Below are 14,166 nucleotides of genomic sequence, written 5' to 3'. Positions count from 1 at the left end.
TGAATCCGGTTCGGCGGGGCTCTGGGCTAACAATCAGGGCACACACAGGGCGCATTTTTCCCACGCGTTACTGCCTCGTGTTTACAGTGAGCCTCGGTAAGCGGTTTCTGAACGCGTTCAAAGTCGTGTTCGGGGCCGGACGGGAAGCCACTACGGGGTCCACGGGGAAGGGAACGCGTCATGCGCAAGGGGGTCAAGGTCGCCATAGTCGGCGGGGTGTTCGCCGCGATGGTGGGAGGCGCCGGGTACGGCGGGTACAACGTCGTGACCGCGCTCAACGGGGACGGCGGGGGCGTCGAGAAGCGCACCGGGCCGCCGAGCGGGGACGAGGTGCGGGAGACCACCGAGAAGTTCTTCGCCGCCTGGGAGAAGGGCGACGCGGCCACGGCGTCCTCGTACACGAACGACGCGGCGGACGCGCAGGCCGTGCTCGGCAGCTTCGTCGACGCCGCGCGGATCGCGGACGTGAAGATCGAGCCGGGCAAGCCCACCGGCTCCGGGGACCGGACCGTCCCGTACTCCGTCGCCGCCACGGTGTCGTACGACGGGAAGACCAAGAAGCTCGCCTACAAGAGCCGGCTGACCGTCGTGCGGGGGAAGACGACCGGGCGGGCCCTGGTCGACTGGCGGCCGACCGTCGTGCACCCCGAGCTGAAGGCCGGCGACCGCCTGTTCGTCGGCGAGGCGGCGGCGCCGCCCATCGAGGCCGTGGACCGGGACGGCAAGGTGCTGACCAAGGAGAAGTACCCCTCCCTCGGACCGATCCTCGACACCCTGCGCGAGCGCTACGGCGCCGACGCGGGCGGCACCCCCGGCATCGAGCTGGGCGTCCGCCACACCACCACGAACGCGGGCGACACCACGCTGCTGACCCTCGCCGAGGGCAAGGCGGGCAAACTGGAGACCACGATCAGCGCCCGGACGCAGGCGGCGGCCGAGGCGGCGGTCGAGAAGTACGCCGAGTCGTCCGTGGTCGCACTGCAGCCCAGTACCGGTGAGGTGCTGGCCGTCGCCAACCACCGCGACGACGCCTTCAACGCGGCCTTCCAGGGCGAACTGCCGCCCGGCTCCACGATGAAGATCATCACCGCCGCGATGCTCATCGACAACGGCGTGACCTCCATGAACGGCCCGGCCCCCTGCCCCGACACGGCCACCTGGCAGAGCCAGACCTTCAAGAACCTGCCGGGCATGAAGCCCGACGAGACGTCGAACGCCACGCTCGCAGGCGCCTTCGAGCGGTCCTGCAACACGGCGTTCATCAAGCTCATCGACGAAAAGCCGCTGACCGACGCGTCATTGACCGAGGAGGCGCAGAACCGGTTCGGGATCGGCCGGGACGACTGGAAGACGGGCATCGTCTCCATGGACGGCAAGGTGCCGCCGTCCGGCGGGCCGAACCGGGCCGCCAACGCCATCGGGCAGGGCGATGTGCTGATGAACCCGCTGAACATGGCGTCGGTGACGTCGACGGCGATCACGGGGCGGTTCCGGCAGCCGTATCTGGTGTCGCCGGACATGGACGACCGGAAGCTGGCCACGGCGGAGGGGTTGCGGGCCGGTACCGCGTCGCAGTTGAAGCAGATGATGAGGCTGACCGCGACGCAGGGGACCGCCGCGACCGTCATGGCCGGCCTGGGCGGGGACATCGGGGCGAAGACCGGGTCCGCGGAGATCGACGGGCAGGCGGTGGCGGACAGTTGGTTCACCGGGTTCCGGGGGGATGTGGCCGCGGCGGCGATGTCGGAGGGGGGTGGCCGGGGTGGGGAGGCGGCCGGGCCGATCGTGGTGGAGGTGCTGAAGGCCGGGAGGTGATCTGTGGGGCCGGGTCGGGCCGGGTCACGCCGTCGAGGGTGCGATGCGGTGAGTGAGTGGGTGGGGGGCGGATGCGTTGTCGGGTGCGGGCAGGTCGTGGTTGCTCACGCACTTCCCCGCACCCCTGAAAACCCGGGGCTGCGCCCCGTGCTTTCCAGGCCCGCAGGGCCTGGTCTTCTGGGGGCGCGGGGAACTGCGCGAGAAGCCCCACCCACTCGCACCCGACAGCGCACCCGACAACGCACCCTCTTCGGCCCAACCCCACGGAGTGACCCGCGGGACTCTAGTGTGGTGCCTCTCGTTGAGGAACGAGAGGCAGCCGGGGGCAGCGGAAGGTCGGGAGCGTGGGTAAGAGAAGGCGTGTCGACGAGCGGAAGGCCGCGAAGTCGGGGAGGTCACGGCGGCATCTCGTGCTGGGCGGAGTCGCCGTCGCGGCCCTCGGCGGGGGCGCGATGGCCGTCTACACGGTGTTCGGCGCCGGCGCGGCCGCCGAGGACGGCTCGGCCGACGCCAAGGCCGTGAAGACCGGCCCCCTGTCCTCCGCCGAGGTCCGCACGGCCGCGACCACGTTCCTCACGGCCTGGCAGAAGGGCACGGTCGCCAGGGCCGCCGCCGCCACGGACGACTCGCCCGCCGCCACGGCGGCGTTGACCGGCTTCACCAAGGACGCCCACATCACGGACGTCACCCTCACCCGCGGCAAGCGCTCCGGCGACGAGGTGCCGTTCACGGTGAAGGGCACGGTCTCCTTCAAGGGCACCGAGAAGCCGCTGACCTACAAGTCCGCCCTCACCGTCGTCCGCGCGAAGAAGGACGGCGAACCCGTCGTCGACTGGCAGCCGTCCGTCGTCCACCCCGAACTCGCCGAAGGCGACCGGCTGGTGACCGGAGAGGCGGGCACGCCCCCGGTGAAGGCCCTCGACCGGGACGGCGGCGAGCTGACGACGGAGAAGTACCCGTCGCTGGGCTCGGTGCTGGACGGTCTGCGGGAGAAGTACGGCAAGAAGGCGGGCGGCAAGGCGGGCGTCGAGCTGCGGATCGTCCGCGCCGACCCCACGGACTCCGCCAAGTCCGCGAAGTCCGGCGACTCCACCGATTCAAGCAACTCGACCAACTCCACCAAGTCCACCAAGGAGAAGGCCGCCGACAAGACGCTGCTGGAGCTGAGCAAGGGCACTCCGGGCGAGGTGAGAACGACGCTCAGCCCGGCGCTGCAGGCCGCCGCCGAGGAGAAGGTGGCGGCCACGAAGCGGGCGTCGGTGGTCGTGATGCGGCCCTCGACCGGCGAGATCCTGGCCGCGGCCAACTCCAGCAGTTTCAACGTGGCGTTCCAGGGCTCGCTGGCCCCCGGCTCCACGATGAAGATCGTGTCGTCGGCCCTGCTCGTCGACAAGGGCCTGGCCTCGGCGGACAAGGGCCACCCCTGCCCCAAGTACTCGTCGTACGGCGGCTGGAAGTTCCAGAACGACGACAAGTTCGAGATCAAGGGCGGGACGTTCAAGGCGAGTTTCGCCCGCTCCTGCAACACCGCGTTCATCTCCCAGGCGAAGAAGCTGGACGACGACTCCCTGACCAAGGAGGCCCAGCAGGTCTTCGGGCTCGGCCTGAACAACTGGGCCATCGGCGTCTCCAGCTTCGACGGCGCGGTGCCGGTGCAGAGCGCCGCCCCGATGGCGGCCTCGCTGATCGGCCAGGGCGGGGTGCGGATGAACCCGCTGAACATGGCGTCGGTGGTCGCGACGGCCAAGACGGGCGTCTTCAAGCAGCCCTACCTGGTCCCGCCGTCCGTCGACGACCGCACCCTGGCCACCGCCTCCCGCCCCATGTCCGCGACGGTCCGCTCCCAGCTCCGCGAACTCCTCCAGTACACCGCCGCGGCCGGTACGGCGGCCGAGGCGATGTCGGGTCTCGGCCCGGACTACGGCGCCAAGACCGGCTCCGCCGAGGTCGACGGCCAGAAGGAGCCCAACGGCTGGTTCACCGCCTGGAAGGGCGACCTGGCCTCCGCCGGAGTCGTCCAACAGGGCGGCCACGGCAGCGAGTCGGCGGGCCCGATCGTGGCCGCGCTGCTCAAGGCGGGCAGCGGCGGCTGACAGCAGCCGACCGGCCGGCGGCACGACTGGCCGATGGGCGGCGGCCGGCGGTCAGTCGCCGGTCGCGTCCGTCCGCTGTACCGAGCGCTCCTGGATCGGCATCTCCTCGTACGCCTCGGACGCCGGGCGCAGACACCAGTCGAGCATCGACGGCCAGGGGCCGTAGCCCGAGTCGGGGTTGAGGTGGGCCTCACCGGGCAGCACGTCGACGGGCAGGCCGAGGGGCCGCGCGTACGCCGTGGCCGCGTCCGGCAGGCAGTACGGGTCGTTGTCGCTGCCGACGACCCGGGTGTACGCCGCCGTCCCGGCCAGCCGCTCCGGCGTCAGCGGCGGCGGGGCGAACTCGGCGATCTCCGGCTGCTTCAGGGCGAACTCGGGGGACGGCGGGGCCACGAGGAGGACGCGGTCGACGGGGCCGGACAGGATGCCGTCCCGGGCGACCGCGTGCAGCCACAGCAGACAGGCCAGACTGTGGCAGATCACGGTGATCCGCCGGCCCTCCAACTCACCGAGCAGCGCGTCCAGTTCCGCCAGCCATCGCTCCAGGTCCGGGTCGTCCGCCTCCGGGAGCTGGGGGTAGGCGACCTCGTGACCCAGGTCGGTGAGGCGGTCGGCCAGCCAGTGCTGCCAGTGGGTGGGCGGGCGGTGGTTCTGCCAGCCGTGCAGGATGAGGAAGGCGCGGGTGGTGTCGGCGGCGGACGGGATTTCTGTCATCCCCCGATCGTCAGCGAAACGGATCGGTCGGTCCAGTGCCGTCTCTGTTGTTGGATGAGATTTCGGGGCGGGGGCTGGTGCGTCGTGGAGTGCGGGTGCGTGGGGGCTCGTCGCGCAGTTCCCCGCGCCCCTGAAAAGCAGGGGCTGGTCTTTCGGGGGCGCGGGGAACTGCGCGAGAAGCCCCACCGGACCCGCACCCGACAACTCGCTCGCATGGCCACTACACCCACCACTACCGTGCCGCACATGACCACCGACGCGCAGGACACCACCGGCTCCGAAGCCCACCCCCTCTTCGCCCAGGCACTCACCACCCTGGGCCTCGGCGAACTCCACACCCGTGTCCGCCGCTTCCCGGAAGCCACCCGCACCGCCGCCGACGCGGCCGCCGCACTCGGCTGTGAGCTGAGCGAGATCTGCAAGTCACTGATCTTCGCGGCGGACGGCGTCCCCGTGCTGGTGCTCATGGACGGCGCCTCCCGCGTCGACGTGGAGCTGGTCCGACGTGAACTCGGCGCCGCGAAGGTCACCCGCGCCCGCGCCGACGTCGTACGGGAGACGACCGGGTACGCGATCGGCGGGGTCCCGCCCTTCGGGCACCGGACGAGGACGCGCGTCCTGGCAGACCGCTCGCTCCTCGCCCACACGACGGTGTGGGCGGCGGCCGGCACGCCGTACACCGTCTTCCCCATGGCCCCGGAAACGCTGATCGCGCACGCGGGCGCCACCCTGGTGGACGTCCGCGAGACCGCGACCACCGCCGGCGAGCCGGACGCGTGACGCCGCTCGTCACCGCGGCGGTGCTGCTCGCCGCCGTGACCCACGCCAGCTGGAACGCGATCGCCCACAAGATCACCGACAAGCTCGTCGGGTTCACGCTGATAGCCGGCGGCGGCGCGCTGATCGGGTTCGCGATGGTTTCGTTCGTACCGCTCCCGGCGGCCGGCGCGTGGCCGTACCTGATCGCGTCGACGGTCATCCACCTCGTGTACTACGTGCTGCTGATGACGTCCTTCCGGCTGGGCGACTTCGGCCAGGCGTACCCGATCGCGCGCGGCTCCGCGCCCCTCGTCGTCACCGTCCTCGCCGCCGTCTTCGCGCACGAGGTGCCGGACGGCTGGGCGGCGGCCGGCATCCTGCTGAGCTGTGCCGGGCTGACCGGGGTCGCGCTGTGGGGGCTGCGCGGCAGCCGGCCGCACTGGGCGGCGATCGGGGCGGCGCTCGCCACGGGCCTGTCGATCGCCGCGTACACGGTCGTCGACGGCCTCGGGGTCCGGGCCTCCGGGTCCGCCATGAGCTACATCGCCTGGCTGATGGCGCTGGAGGGGCTCGCGATCCCCGCGTACGCGCTCTGGCGGTGGCGCGGGGAGACGGTCGCACGGCTCCGGCCGTACGCCGGCGTGGGGTTCCTCGGCGCCGCGCTGTCCGTGGTGGCGTACGGGCTCGTCCTGTGGGCCCAGACCAAGGCCGAGTTGGCGCCCATCGCGGCCCTGCGGGAGTCGTCGATCATCGTGGGGGGCGGCGATCGGGGCGGTGTTCTTCAAGGAGCGGTTCGGGGCGCCGCGGCTGGTGGCGGCGGGACTGCTGGTGGTGGGGATCGGGCTGATGCTGCGGGCCGGGTAGACCGGCCGCGGACCGAGGTACGGATAGGGACGCGGACCGGGAGCCGGGACGGACGCCGCGCAGGCCGTGCATCCCCCGTCGGGGAGGAGCACTCTGGAAAGAGCGGTTCCGGAGGTGATCGTGATGATGAAGACAGCAGTCGGATGGCACATCGAGCTGGAGTTCCAGGAGGACGATCAGCGCACATGGGCGGCGGCCCTCGTACGGCTCCCCGACGGGAAGGAAGTACGCGCCAACGGCTACGCCAGCCGCCACCAGACCGATTCCAATCAGCCTCGGGTCGGCGAGGAGATAGCCGGGGCCAGGGCCCTGAACGAGCTGGCCATGAAGCTGCTCACCAAGGCTCACGACGAGATAGACGAGGCATCGGGCAGGACATCCCACCCGATAGCCCTCTGAAGCCCTCTCCAAGCCCTCTGAGCAGGCGGCCCACAGGCACCCGGCGACGAGGCGCGCCCCACCCCGGCCGACCCCGCGCGGCCGGGGTCCCGGGTGCCCAACAGGCCGGATTCCGCCCTGTGGTTGACTGACCCCGTGTTGCACGAGTCGGTCTTCCGGTCCGTGGACCTCCCGGTGGACGCCCGGTTCGAGGCCTGGGCGGAGCTGCTGCGGCAGACGCACGCGCCCATGGATCTGGTCCCCATCCCGCTGTCGACGGCGGACCGCGGCCACCACCCGGGCGCCGACTACCACGCGCACCAACGCCTGATCGCCCTCGGCGACGTGACGATCTGGCCCGCCACCTTCGACCCGATCGTCTTCCGCCGCACGCCTCGGATGGTCCGGCAGTCCGACCCGGAGACGTTCCATCTCTCCCTCCTCCTCCAGGGCGAGGGCGCCGCCAGGTGGGGCAGACAGCAGACGGCGTACGAGGCACAGGACTTCCACGTCAACTGCACCTCGATGGCGTACGACATCCTCACCGGCACCGAACCGGTCACCACCGTCGGCGTCGAGATACCCCGCTCCCTGGTGGCCCTGCCCGCGCACAAGGCGGACCGGGTGATCGGGAGCCGGCTGTCGGGCCGGGAGGGCGTCGGCGCGCTGCTCGCGCAGTTCCTGATGCGGCTGGCGGAGGACACGACCCCGTACGGGCCGGCGGACGCGCCCCGGCTGGGCACGGTCGTCGCCGATCTGGTCACCGCGCTCTTCGGTCATGTCGCCGACACCGAGCCGCGCCTGACGCCGGAGGCCCACCGGCGGACGCTGCTGCTGAACGTCAAGGTGTTCGTACGGCGGCATCTGGGCGACCCCGACCTCACCCCCGCGGCCATCGCCGCCGCCCATCACATCTCACGCAGCTATCTGCACCGGCTCTTCCAGGAGGAGGGCCTGACCGTCGCGGCGTACGTCCGCGACCAGCGGCTGCGGAACGCGTACCGCGACCTCACCGCCCCCGACCCCGCGCTGCGGGCCACTCCGATCCACACGATCGGGGCGCGCTGGGGATTCCCGCGCGCGGCCGAGTTCAGCCGGGCGTTCCGGACGGCGTACGGGGTGCCTCCGAGCGAGCTGCGGAGCCGGGTGGCCGCCGAGGGGCGGTGAACAGTGGACTCGTTGCCAAGTGACAGTGGACCGTCCGCCAACGACATGCGGGGGAATTCGGCGCATCCTGGTGAGCGCCGCCGCGGAGGGCGGCCGTCCGGATCACCGGGATCGGGCCAGGACACCACGGGGGAGCCCTGGGCCGATCCGGCCGCTCACCGTGACGGCCGCTCTCCGTGGCGCCGAGGCACGCCCGGCGGCCCCCTGGCCCCTCAGGCCTTCAGCACCGCTCTCACCGCCGCCACCAGCGCCTGTCCCCTCGGGTCCGCCGTCACCGTCTTGCGGTAGCCGTTCGTGACGTAGCCGAAGGCGATGCCGGACTCGGGGTCGGCGAAGCCGAGCGGGCCGCCTCGGCCGGGGTGGCCGAAGGAGGTCGGGGCCAGCAGCGGCGAGGCGGTGCCGTGGAGCATGTAGCCGAGTCCGAAGCGGGTGTTGACGACCAGGACGCGGTCGGGCCCGGCGGACTCCTCGGCGCGGGCCGCCGCCAGGGTCGCGGGGGCGAACAGCCGTACGTCGTCGACCTCGCCGGCGAGCGCCGCGTAGAAACGGGCCAGGCCGTCCGCCGTGGCGATGCCGTTGGTCGCCGGGAGCGCGGACGCCCGGTACGCCGGGTCGTTCTGGTCGGGGAACGGGGTGATCGCGGCGAAGGCGCGGCGGGTGAGGGAGCCGGGGTCGTCGTAGGCCTCGGTGACCGACCGCTTGGGGCGGACCCGGAGGCCGCCGCTGGGCTCGGGCGCCGCGTCCAGGCGTCCGGCGCGGCCGACCCGGCCCGTCGCCGCCACCGCGTCCGGCAGGCCCAGCCACAGGTCGTCGGCCAGGCCCAGCGGGGCGGCGATGTCGGACGCGATCCACTCGCCGGTGCCGCGGCCGGTCACCCGCCGGACCAGTTCGTCGAGGATCCAGCCGTAGGTGAGGGGGTGGTAGCCGTGGGCGGTGCCGGGCTCCCAGGCCGGGGTCTGCGCGGCGACGGCCTCGGGGCCCCGGCGCGGGTCCAGGGCCTCGGCGGGAGTGAGGGGGTGGTCCAGGACCGGGAGCCCGGCGCGGTGGCCGAGCACGTGCCGGACCAGCACGCGGTCCTTGCCGTGCGCCTTGAACTCGGGCCAGTACCGGCCCACCGGCGCGTCGAGGTCCAGTTCCCCGCGCTCGGCCAGCATCAGCGCCACGGCGGCGGCGACGCCCTTGGTCGCCGAGCGCATGATCTGGGCGGTGTCCCGCTGCCAGGGCTCGGCGCCGTCGACGTCCCGGGTGCCGGCCCAGAGGTCGACGACCCTGCGCCCGTGCCGGTACACGACGACCGCCGCGCCCCGCTCGCCGAGTGCCTCGAAGTTGCGCGCGAACGCGGCCCTGACCGGCTCGAAGCCCTCGGCGACCGTCCCGTTCACGTCCACGTCGGTGCTCCCTGTCCGTTCGTCCGCCGTACTCGCCACGACGACGGGTGCAACGTACACGCACGGGCCCGGATTCCTCCGGCCGGGGGCCGGGCCTGCCCGGTCGGTCGGCCGGTCGGTCGGTCGCCTCAGCCCAGCACGATCGTGACGTCGATGTTGTCGCGGGTCGCGTTCGAGTACGGGCAGACCTGGTGGGCCGCGTCGACGAGCTTGGCCGCGATGTCCTGGTCGATGATCGGGAGGGAGACGCTGAGGGCGACGGCGAGGCCGTAACCGCGCTGCTGGTTGGGGCCGATGCCGACCTTCGCGGCGACGGTGGAGCCGGTGAGGTCGTAGCCCGCGCGGCGGCCGACGAGGACCAGCGCGTTGTGGAAGCAGGAGCTGTACCCGGCGGCGAACAACTGCTCGGGGTTGGTGCCGTCGCCGTCGCCGCCCATCGCCGGGGGCATCGCGACCTTGAGGTCGATCTGGCCGTCCTGGCTGCTGATGTAGCCGTCGCGACCGCCGTGCGCGGTGGCCTCGGCGACGTACATGATCTTCGTCGGACGCGTGTCGGGACGGGCGTCGGGACGCGTATCGGAACGGGTCTCCACCGCGGTGTCGTCAGTCATTCCCTTGGCCTCCCCCAGGACGAGCGCGTGACCTCCCCAGGACAGGCGCGCACGAATACATCGTGCACAAGGTACCGGGCGGTAGGGGAGAGCGGTTACCAGGGGGTAGTAACCGTGGGTAACACAAGGTCACCTTCGGCCTTGCTCAGCGGCCCGCCGTGGGCGCGCTCAGCGGCCCGCCGCCTTGGTCGCCCGCGCCGTCAGCTGCCACAGCTCCTCGCGCAGCCGGGCCACGTCCGGGCCCTGCAGACCGGTGGCGGCGGCGAGGGTGGCGGGGACGGCCGCCGCGCGGTCGCGAAGCTGTTCGCCGCGGCCGGTGAGGGTGATCCGCACCGAGCGCTCGTCGCGCGGGGACCGCTCCCGGCGCAGCAGCCCGGCCGACTCCAGCCGCTTCAGCAACGGCGAGACCGTGCCGTAGTCGAGCCGCAGGGTGTCCGCCAGTTCTTTGACGCCGGTCTCCCCGTGTTCCCAGAGGGAGAGCATGACCAGGTACTGCGGGTAGGTCAGGCCGAGTTCGTCGAGCAGCGGGCGGTACGCGGCGGTGACCGCGCGCTGGGCTGCGTAGAGTGCGAAACACAACTGCTCGTCCAGGAGCAGCGAACCATGCCGGGGCGCATCCGCTTGGTCTGTCACGGGGTCCATTGTCGCGGACGCCGTTTTCGTCCGCGGGTCCGGTGGGGGTCGCTCGCGCAGTTCCCCGCGCCCCTGAAAAGCCGGGGCTGCGCCCCGCGCTTTTCATACCGCAGCCCCGTCGCTTTCCAGGCCCTGAGCCCGTCCCCTTCCAGCCCCGCAGTCCCGTCCGCTTTCAGGCCCGCAGCCCCGTCCGCTTCCAGCCCCGCAGCCCCATCGCTTTCCAGGCCCGCAGCCCCGTCGCTTTCAGGCCCGCTGGGGCCTGACGCTTTTAGGGGCGCGGGGAACTGCGCGAGAAGCCCCACGGACCCGCACCCGACGACGCACCCCGACGTGGTCCTACCCCACCCGCACCGACCGCGGATCGAAGCCGAACGGCAGTTCCAGCCGATGCGCACGCATCAGCGCGTCGTCGACGAGGAGTTCCCCCGTCGACCCGTCCGCCGCGATCACCCCCTCGCTGAGGATCAGCGACCGGGGGCACAGTTCCAGCGCGTACGGCAGGTCGTGCGTGACCATGAGGACGGTGACGTCCAACGACCGCAGGATGTCGGCCAGTTCACGCCGGGAGGCCGGGTCGAGGTTGGAGGACGGCTCGTCGAGGACGAGGATCTCCGGCTCCATGGCGAGGACCGTCGCCACGGCCACCCGCCGCCGCTGCCCGAAGGACAGGTGGTGCGGCGGCCGTTCCTTGAACTCCGCCATGCCGACCTGTTCGAGGGCCCGGTCCACCCGGGCCTCCAGCTCGGGCCCGGTCATGCCCGCCGCCGCGGGCCCGAAGGCCACGTCCTCCCGCACGGTCGGCATGAAGAGCTGGTCGTCGGGGTCCTGGAAGACGATGCCGACCTTCCGCCGGATCTCGGCCATGTGCCGCTTGCCGACGGGCATCCCGGCGACGGTCACCGTGCCCGCGCCCCCGGTGAGGATGCCGTTGAGGTGCAGCACGAGGGTGGTCTTGCCGGCCCCGTTCGGCCCGAGCAGCGCGACGCGTTCGCCGCGTCCGACGGTGAAGTCGACCCCGAACAGGGCCTGATGGCCGTCCGGGTAGGCGAAGGCGAGTCCGGCGACTTCGAGGGACGGCGGCACTTCGAGGGACGGGGGCACGGGGTTCTCGGACGCGGTCACAGGCTCCATCCCAGCAGACAGACGACGAGCGCGGCGACCGGGAGGGCGAAGGCGTACGACCACTGCGCCCGGGACGCGGTCACCTCGTCGATGACGGGCATGGTGCCCGCGTACCCCCGGCTGATCATGGCCAGATGGACCCGCTCGCCCCGCTCGTAGGAGCGGATGAACAGCGCCCCGGCCGTCTTGGCGAGCACCCCCCAGTGCCGTACGCCGCTCGCCTCGAAGCCGCGTGACTCACGCGCGATCCGCATGCGCCGCATCTCGTCGGCGATCACATCGCCGTAGCGGATCATGAAGGACGCGATCTGGACGAGCAGCGGCGGCAGCTTCAGGCGCTGGAGTCCGAGCAGAAGCGCGCGGAGTTCGGTGGTGGAGGCGAGGAGGACGGACGCGGCGACGCCCAGTGTCCCCTTGGCGAGGACGTTCCAGGCGCCCCACAGTCCGCTGACGCTCAGCGACATCCCGAGGACCTCGACGCGCTCGCCCTGCGCCACGAACGGCATCAGCACGGCGAACGCGACGAACGGGATCTCGATCAGCAGCCGCCGGAGCAGGAACCCGGCGGGCACCCGGGCCACGTACGCGACCACGCCCAGCAGCACGGCGTACAGCCCGAACGCCCACATCGCCTCTCGTGGCGTCGACACCACGACGACCACGAAGGCGAAGACGGCCGCGAGTTTGGTGTGCGGCGGCAGGGCGTGCACCGGCGAGTGCGCGTGCCGGTAGAGCTTGTGGACATGGCCGGCGCCCATGTCAGGCGTTCTCGGGCACGGAGGTCGGGGACGCGGCGTCGTCCTCTCCGGCGCGCCGCTTGCGGACGGCCCAGAAGATCCCCGTACCGGCGACGACGGTGACGCCGACGCCGATCACGCCCGCGAGGCCGCCGGCGAGGCGGGCGTCGGTGAGGCCCTCGACGCCGTAGTCGGCGAACGGGGAGTCGGCGGCGGCGTGCTCCTCGGCCTTGGCGTCGAAGCCCTTGTCGGCGGCGACCTTCTCCAGACCGTCGGGGCTGGCGGAGGCGTAGAAGCTGACGACACCGGCGAGGAGGAGCGAGGTGCCGAGCCCGGCGAGGAGCACCTTGCGGGTGGAGCGGGCCGCGACGGGCGCCGGCGCGGCGGCGGACGCAGTGGCGGGGGCGTCCACCAGCTCACCGTTGACCCGCAGCTTCAGCGGGGCGGTCAGGCCGCGGGCGCCGTGCACGAGGTCCGGGCGTACGGCGACGACGGCGCCGACCGTGGCGGCGGTGATCGCGGCCTCGCCGATGCCGATGAGGACGTGGACGCCGACCATGGCGGTGAGGACGGAGCCGATCGGCACGTCCGTGGTGCCGCCGATCGCGTAGACGAGGGTGAAGGCGGCGGCCGACGCGGGCACCGAGACCAGGGCGGCGACGAAGGCGGAGGCGGTGATCGAGCGCCGCCTCCTCGGGAGGATCCTGACCAGCGCGCGGAAGACGGCGTAGCCGACGACGGAGGTGATCACCCCCATGATCGTGATGTTCACGCCGAGGGCGGTGAGGCCGCCGTCCGCGAAGAGGATGCCCTGCATGAGGAGCACGACGGACACGCACAGGACCCCGGTGTAGGGGCCCACGAGTATCGCGGCCAGGGCCCCGCCGAGCAGATGTCCGCTGGTCCCGGCCGCGACCGGGAAGTTCAGCATCTGCACGGCGAAGATGAACGCGGCGACGAGTCCGGCGAGGGGCGCCGTCCGCTCGTCCAGTTCGCGCCGGGCACCGCGCAGGCTCACGGCGACCGCTCCGGCGGCGACCACTCCGGCGACCGCCGAGACGGGGGCGTTGATGAATCCGTCGGGGACATGCATACGAGGGCTCGCTCTCCTGGGACGGGGCCGGGCCACCGAGTGGGGACGGGCTGGCTGGAGCTGGCTGGAACCTAACGATGATAGTGCCTTATTGCGACCCCCTTGCAAGAGCGCCTACGTGCCGAATAGCCAAGGGTTCGCCGGACACCGGTGGCTCTTACAGGCGTCTTGCAGTGCCCTTCCAGGGCTTCCGGGGGCGCGCGGCCGAAAATATGCGACATTGGAGAGGCAGTGGACAGCGGATTCACAGCTTCTGCTTGTGTCACTCAGCGTGAGGAGCCGTTCGATGTCCGTCACCGTCGAGCAGTACGCCCGGGCGCATGTCGTCACGGACTCCCCCGAGGACCGGGACACCGTGCCGGTCGTCCTCCGCTACGACCCCGACACCGACGCCTCCGCCGTACGCGTACGCCTGCCCGGCCCCGACGAGTGGACCTTCCCCCGCGAGCTCCTCGAACGCGGCCTGCGTACCCCCACCACCGCCGGCTCTGTGAGCATCTGGCCCTGCGGCCGGGTCCAGGCCGTCATGGAGTTCCACTCCGCCGAGGGGGAGGTGGCGGTGATGCAGTTCGACACCAAGGCGCTGGTCCGCTTCCTGCGGCGGACGTACACGGCCACGCCGGTGGCGCACTGAGCCGAGCGTCCGGGGCGGCCCCCTGGGGTATTCCTGGGTATGCATGTCGGCGACCGACGCGGAGAGCCGGATCGCCACGACCTGGGGGACGCATGACAGCGCGGAGGGACGACGCCACCGGTACGGGGGTCACGACCGCACCTGGTGAGGGACTGGCA

13 protein-coding genes and 1 pseudogene are annotated in these 14,166 nt (G+C 72.1%); 7 read left to right on the top strand and 7 right to left on the bottom strand.

Annotated elements, in window-relative coordinates; genetic code table 11:
• Nucleotides 1-180: 180 nt before the first annotated feature.
• Entirely contained in the window at nucleotides 181-1,815 is a 1,635-nt protein-coding gene (locus tag HW837_RS35385; RefSeq protein ID WP_045556232.1) for a penicillin-binding transpeptidase domain-containing protein, read from the top strand.
• 344 nt (nucleotides 1,816-2,159) lie between these two features.
• On the top strand, nucleotides 2,160-3,908 hold the full coding sequence (locus tag HW837_RS35380) for a penicillin-binding transpeptidase domain-containing protein (protein ID WP_193380323.1): 1,749 nt from the start codon (nucleotides 2,160-2,162) through the stop codon (nucleotides 3,906-3,908).
• Between the two features lie 51 nt (nucleotides 3,909-3,959).
• Here HW837_RS35380 and HW837_RS35375 read toward each other — a convergent pair whose 3' ends face one another.
• A complete protein-coding gene (locus HW837_RS35375; RefSeq protein ID WP_045556230.1) occupies nucleotides 3,960-4,622 on the bottom strand; it encodes an RBBP9/YdeN family alpha/beta hydrolase in 663 nt (220 codons plus the stop codon).
• Between the two features lie 246 nt (nucleotides 4,623-4,868).
• Here HW837_RS35375 and HW837_RS35370 point away from each other — a divergent pair, with 246 nt between their 5' ends.
• The 4 genes and pseudogenes from HW837_RS35370 to HW837_RS35355 all read left to right on the top strand — a co-directional run bounded on the left by HW837_RS35370 (nucleotide 4,869) and on the right by HW837_RS35355 (nucleotide 7,790).
• Entirely contained in the window at nucleotides 4,869-5,402 is a 534-nt protein-coding gene (locus tag HW837_RS35370; protein ID WP_045556229.1) for a YbaK/EbsC family protein, read from the top strand.
• Nucleotides 5,399-6,245: pseudogene (locus HW837_RS35365) on the top strand (EamA family transporter). The gene HW837_RS35370 and the pseudogene HW837_RS35365 overlap by 4 nt, the downstream one beginning before the upstream one ends.
• 123 nt (nucleotides 6,246-6,368) lie before the next feature.
• Nucleotides 6,369-6,644: a DUF1876 domain-containing protein gene (locus tag HW837_RS35360; RefSeq protein ID WP_193382459.1), complete on the top strand. Its 276-nt coding sequence runs from the start codon at nucleotides 6,369-6,371 to the stop codon at nucleotides 6,642-6,644.
• A 135-nt stretch (nucleotides 6,645-6,779) separates the two neighbouring features.
• Nucleotides 6,780-7,790 carry a helix-turn-helix domain-containing protein gene (locus HW837_RS35355; RefSeq protein ID WP_193380325.1) on the top strand — a complete coding sequence of 337 codons (1,011 nt, stop codon included), beginning with the start codon at nucleotides 6,780-6,782 and terminating at the stop codon, nucleotides 7,788-7,790.
• Between the two features lie 212 nt (nucleotides 7,791-8,002).
• Here the strand turns inward: HW837_RS35355 and HW837_RS35350 are convergent, their stop codons facing one another.
• From HW837_RS35350 to HW837_RS35325, 6 genes are all read right to left on the bottom strand, one after another.
• Entirely contained in the window at nucleotides 8,003-9,178 is a 1,176-nt protein-coding gene (locus HW837_RS35350) for a serine hydrolase domain-containing protein (RefSeq protein ID WP_193380326.1), read from the bottom strand.
• Nucleotides 9,179-9,306: 128 nt separating this feature from the next.
• A complete protein-coding gene (locus HW837_RS35345; RefSeq protein ID WP_045556226.1) occupies nucleotides 9,307-9,789 on the bottom strand; it encodes an organic hydroperoxide resistance protein in 483 nt (160 codons plus the stop codon).
• Between the two features lie 168 nt (nucleotides 9,790-9,957).
• Nucleotides 9,958-10,431 (bottom strand): MarR family winged helix-turn-helix transcriptional regulator, encoded by a 474-nt coding sequence (locus HW837_RS35340; RefSeq protein ID WP_045556225.1) that lies wholly within the window; start codon nucleotides 10,429-10,431, stop codon nucleotides 9,958-9,960.
• 327 nt (nucleotides 10,432-10,758) lie between these two features.
• Nucleotides 10,759-11,553 (bottom strand): energy-coupling factor ABC transporter ATP-binding protein, encoded by a 795-nt coding sequence (locus HW837_RS35335; RefSeq protein WP_045556224.1) that lies wholly within the window; start codon nucleotides 11,551-11,553, stop codon nucleotides 10,759-10,761.
• Nucleotides 11,541-12,302, bottom strand: a complete 762-nt coding sequence (gene cbiQ / locus HW837_RS35330) for a cobalt ECF transporter T component CbiQ (protein ID WP_045556223.1) — start codon at nucleotides 12,300-12,302, stop codon at nucleotides 11,541-11,543. The genes HW837_RS35335 and cbiQ overlap by 13 nt, the downstream gene beginning before the upstream one ends.
• Before the next feature lies 1 nt (nucleotide 12,303).
• Nucleotides 12,304-13,374 (bottom strand): energy-coupling factor ABC transporter permease, encoded by a 1,071-nt coding sequence (locus HW837_RS35325; protein WP_045556222.1) that lies wholly within the window; start codon nucleotides 13,372-13,374, stop codon nucleotides 12,304-12,306.
• Nucleotides 13,375-13,660: 286 nt separating this feature from the next.
• Between HW837_RS35325 and HW837_RS35320 the strand changes: the two genes are divergently transcribed.
• A complete protein-coding gene (locus tag HW837_RS35320) occupies nucleotides 13,661-14,008 on the top strand; it encodes an SsgA family sporulation/cell division regulator (RefSeq protein ID WP_045556221.1) in 348 nt (115 codons plus the stop codon).
• The last annotated feature ends 158 nt before the right edge of the window (nucleotides 14,009-14,166 follow it).

Origin of the sequence: Streptomyces caniscabiei (assembly GCF_014930365.1) — a bacterium.
Classification (GTDB): domain Bacteria; phylum Actinomycetota; class Actinomycetes; order Streptomycetales; family Streptomycetaceae; genus Streptomyces; species Streptomyces caniscabiei.
Note: the sequence above shows the minus strand (reverse complement) of the source record. Positions and strands in the feature narration are given on the sequence as shown.

Bases quoted from the DNA above. Each gene is read 5' to 3' on its own strand.
- HW837_RS35320 (WP_045556221.1), top strand. From the start codon at position 13,661: ATGTCCGTCACCGTCGAGCAGTACGCCCGGGCGCATGTCGTCACGGAC.
- cbiQ (WP_045556223.1), bottom strand. From the start codon at position 12,302: ATGGGCGCCGGCCATGTCCACAAGCTCTACCGGCACGCGCACTCGCCG.
- HW837_RS35325 (WP_045556222.1), bottom strand. From the start codon at position 13,374: ATGCATGTCCCCGACGGATTCATCAACGCCCCCGTCTCGGCGGTCGCC.
- HW837_RS35375 (WP_045556230.1), bottom strand. From the start codon at position 4,622: ATGACAGAAATCCCGTCCGCCGCCGACACCACCCGCGCCTTCCTCATC.
- HW837_RS35345 (WP_045556226.1), bottom strand. From the start codon at position 9,789: ATGACTGACGACACCGCGGTGGAGACCCGTTCCGATACGCGTCCCGAC.
- HW837_RS35385 (WP_045556232.1), top strand. From the start codon at position 181: ATGCGCAAGGGGGTCAAGGTCGCCATAGTCGGCGGGGTGTTCGCCGCG.
- HW837_RS35360 (WP_193382459.1), top strand. From the start codon at position 6,369: ATGATGAAGACAGCAGTCGGATGGCACATCGAGCTGGAGTTCCAGGAG.
- HW837_RS35335 (WP_045556224.1), bottom strand. From the start codon at position 11,553: ATGGAGCCTGTGACCGCGTCCGAGAACCCCGTGCCCCCGTCCCTCGAA.
- HW837_RS35370 (WP_045556229.1), top strand. From the start codon at position 4,869: ATGACCACCGACGCGCAGGACACCACCGGCTCCGAAGCCCACCCCCTC.
- HW837_RS35340 (WP_045556225.1), bottom strand. From the start codon at position 10,431: ATGGACCCCGTGACAGACCAAGCGGATGCGCCCCGGCATGGTTCGCTG.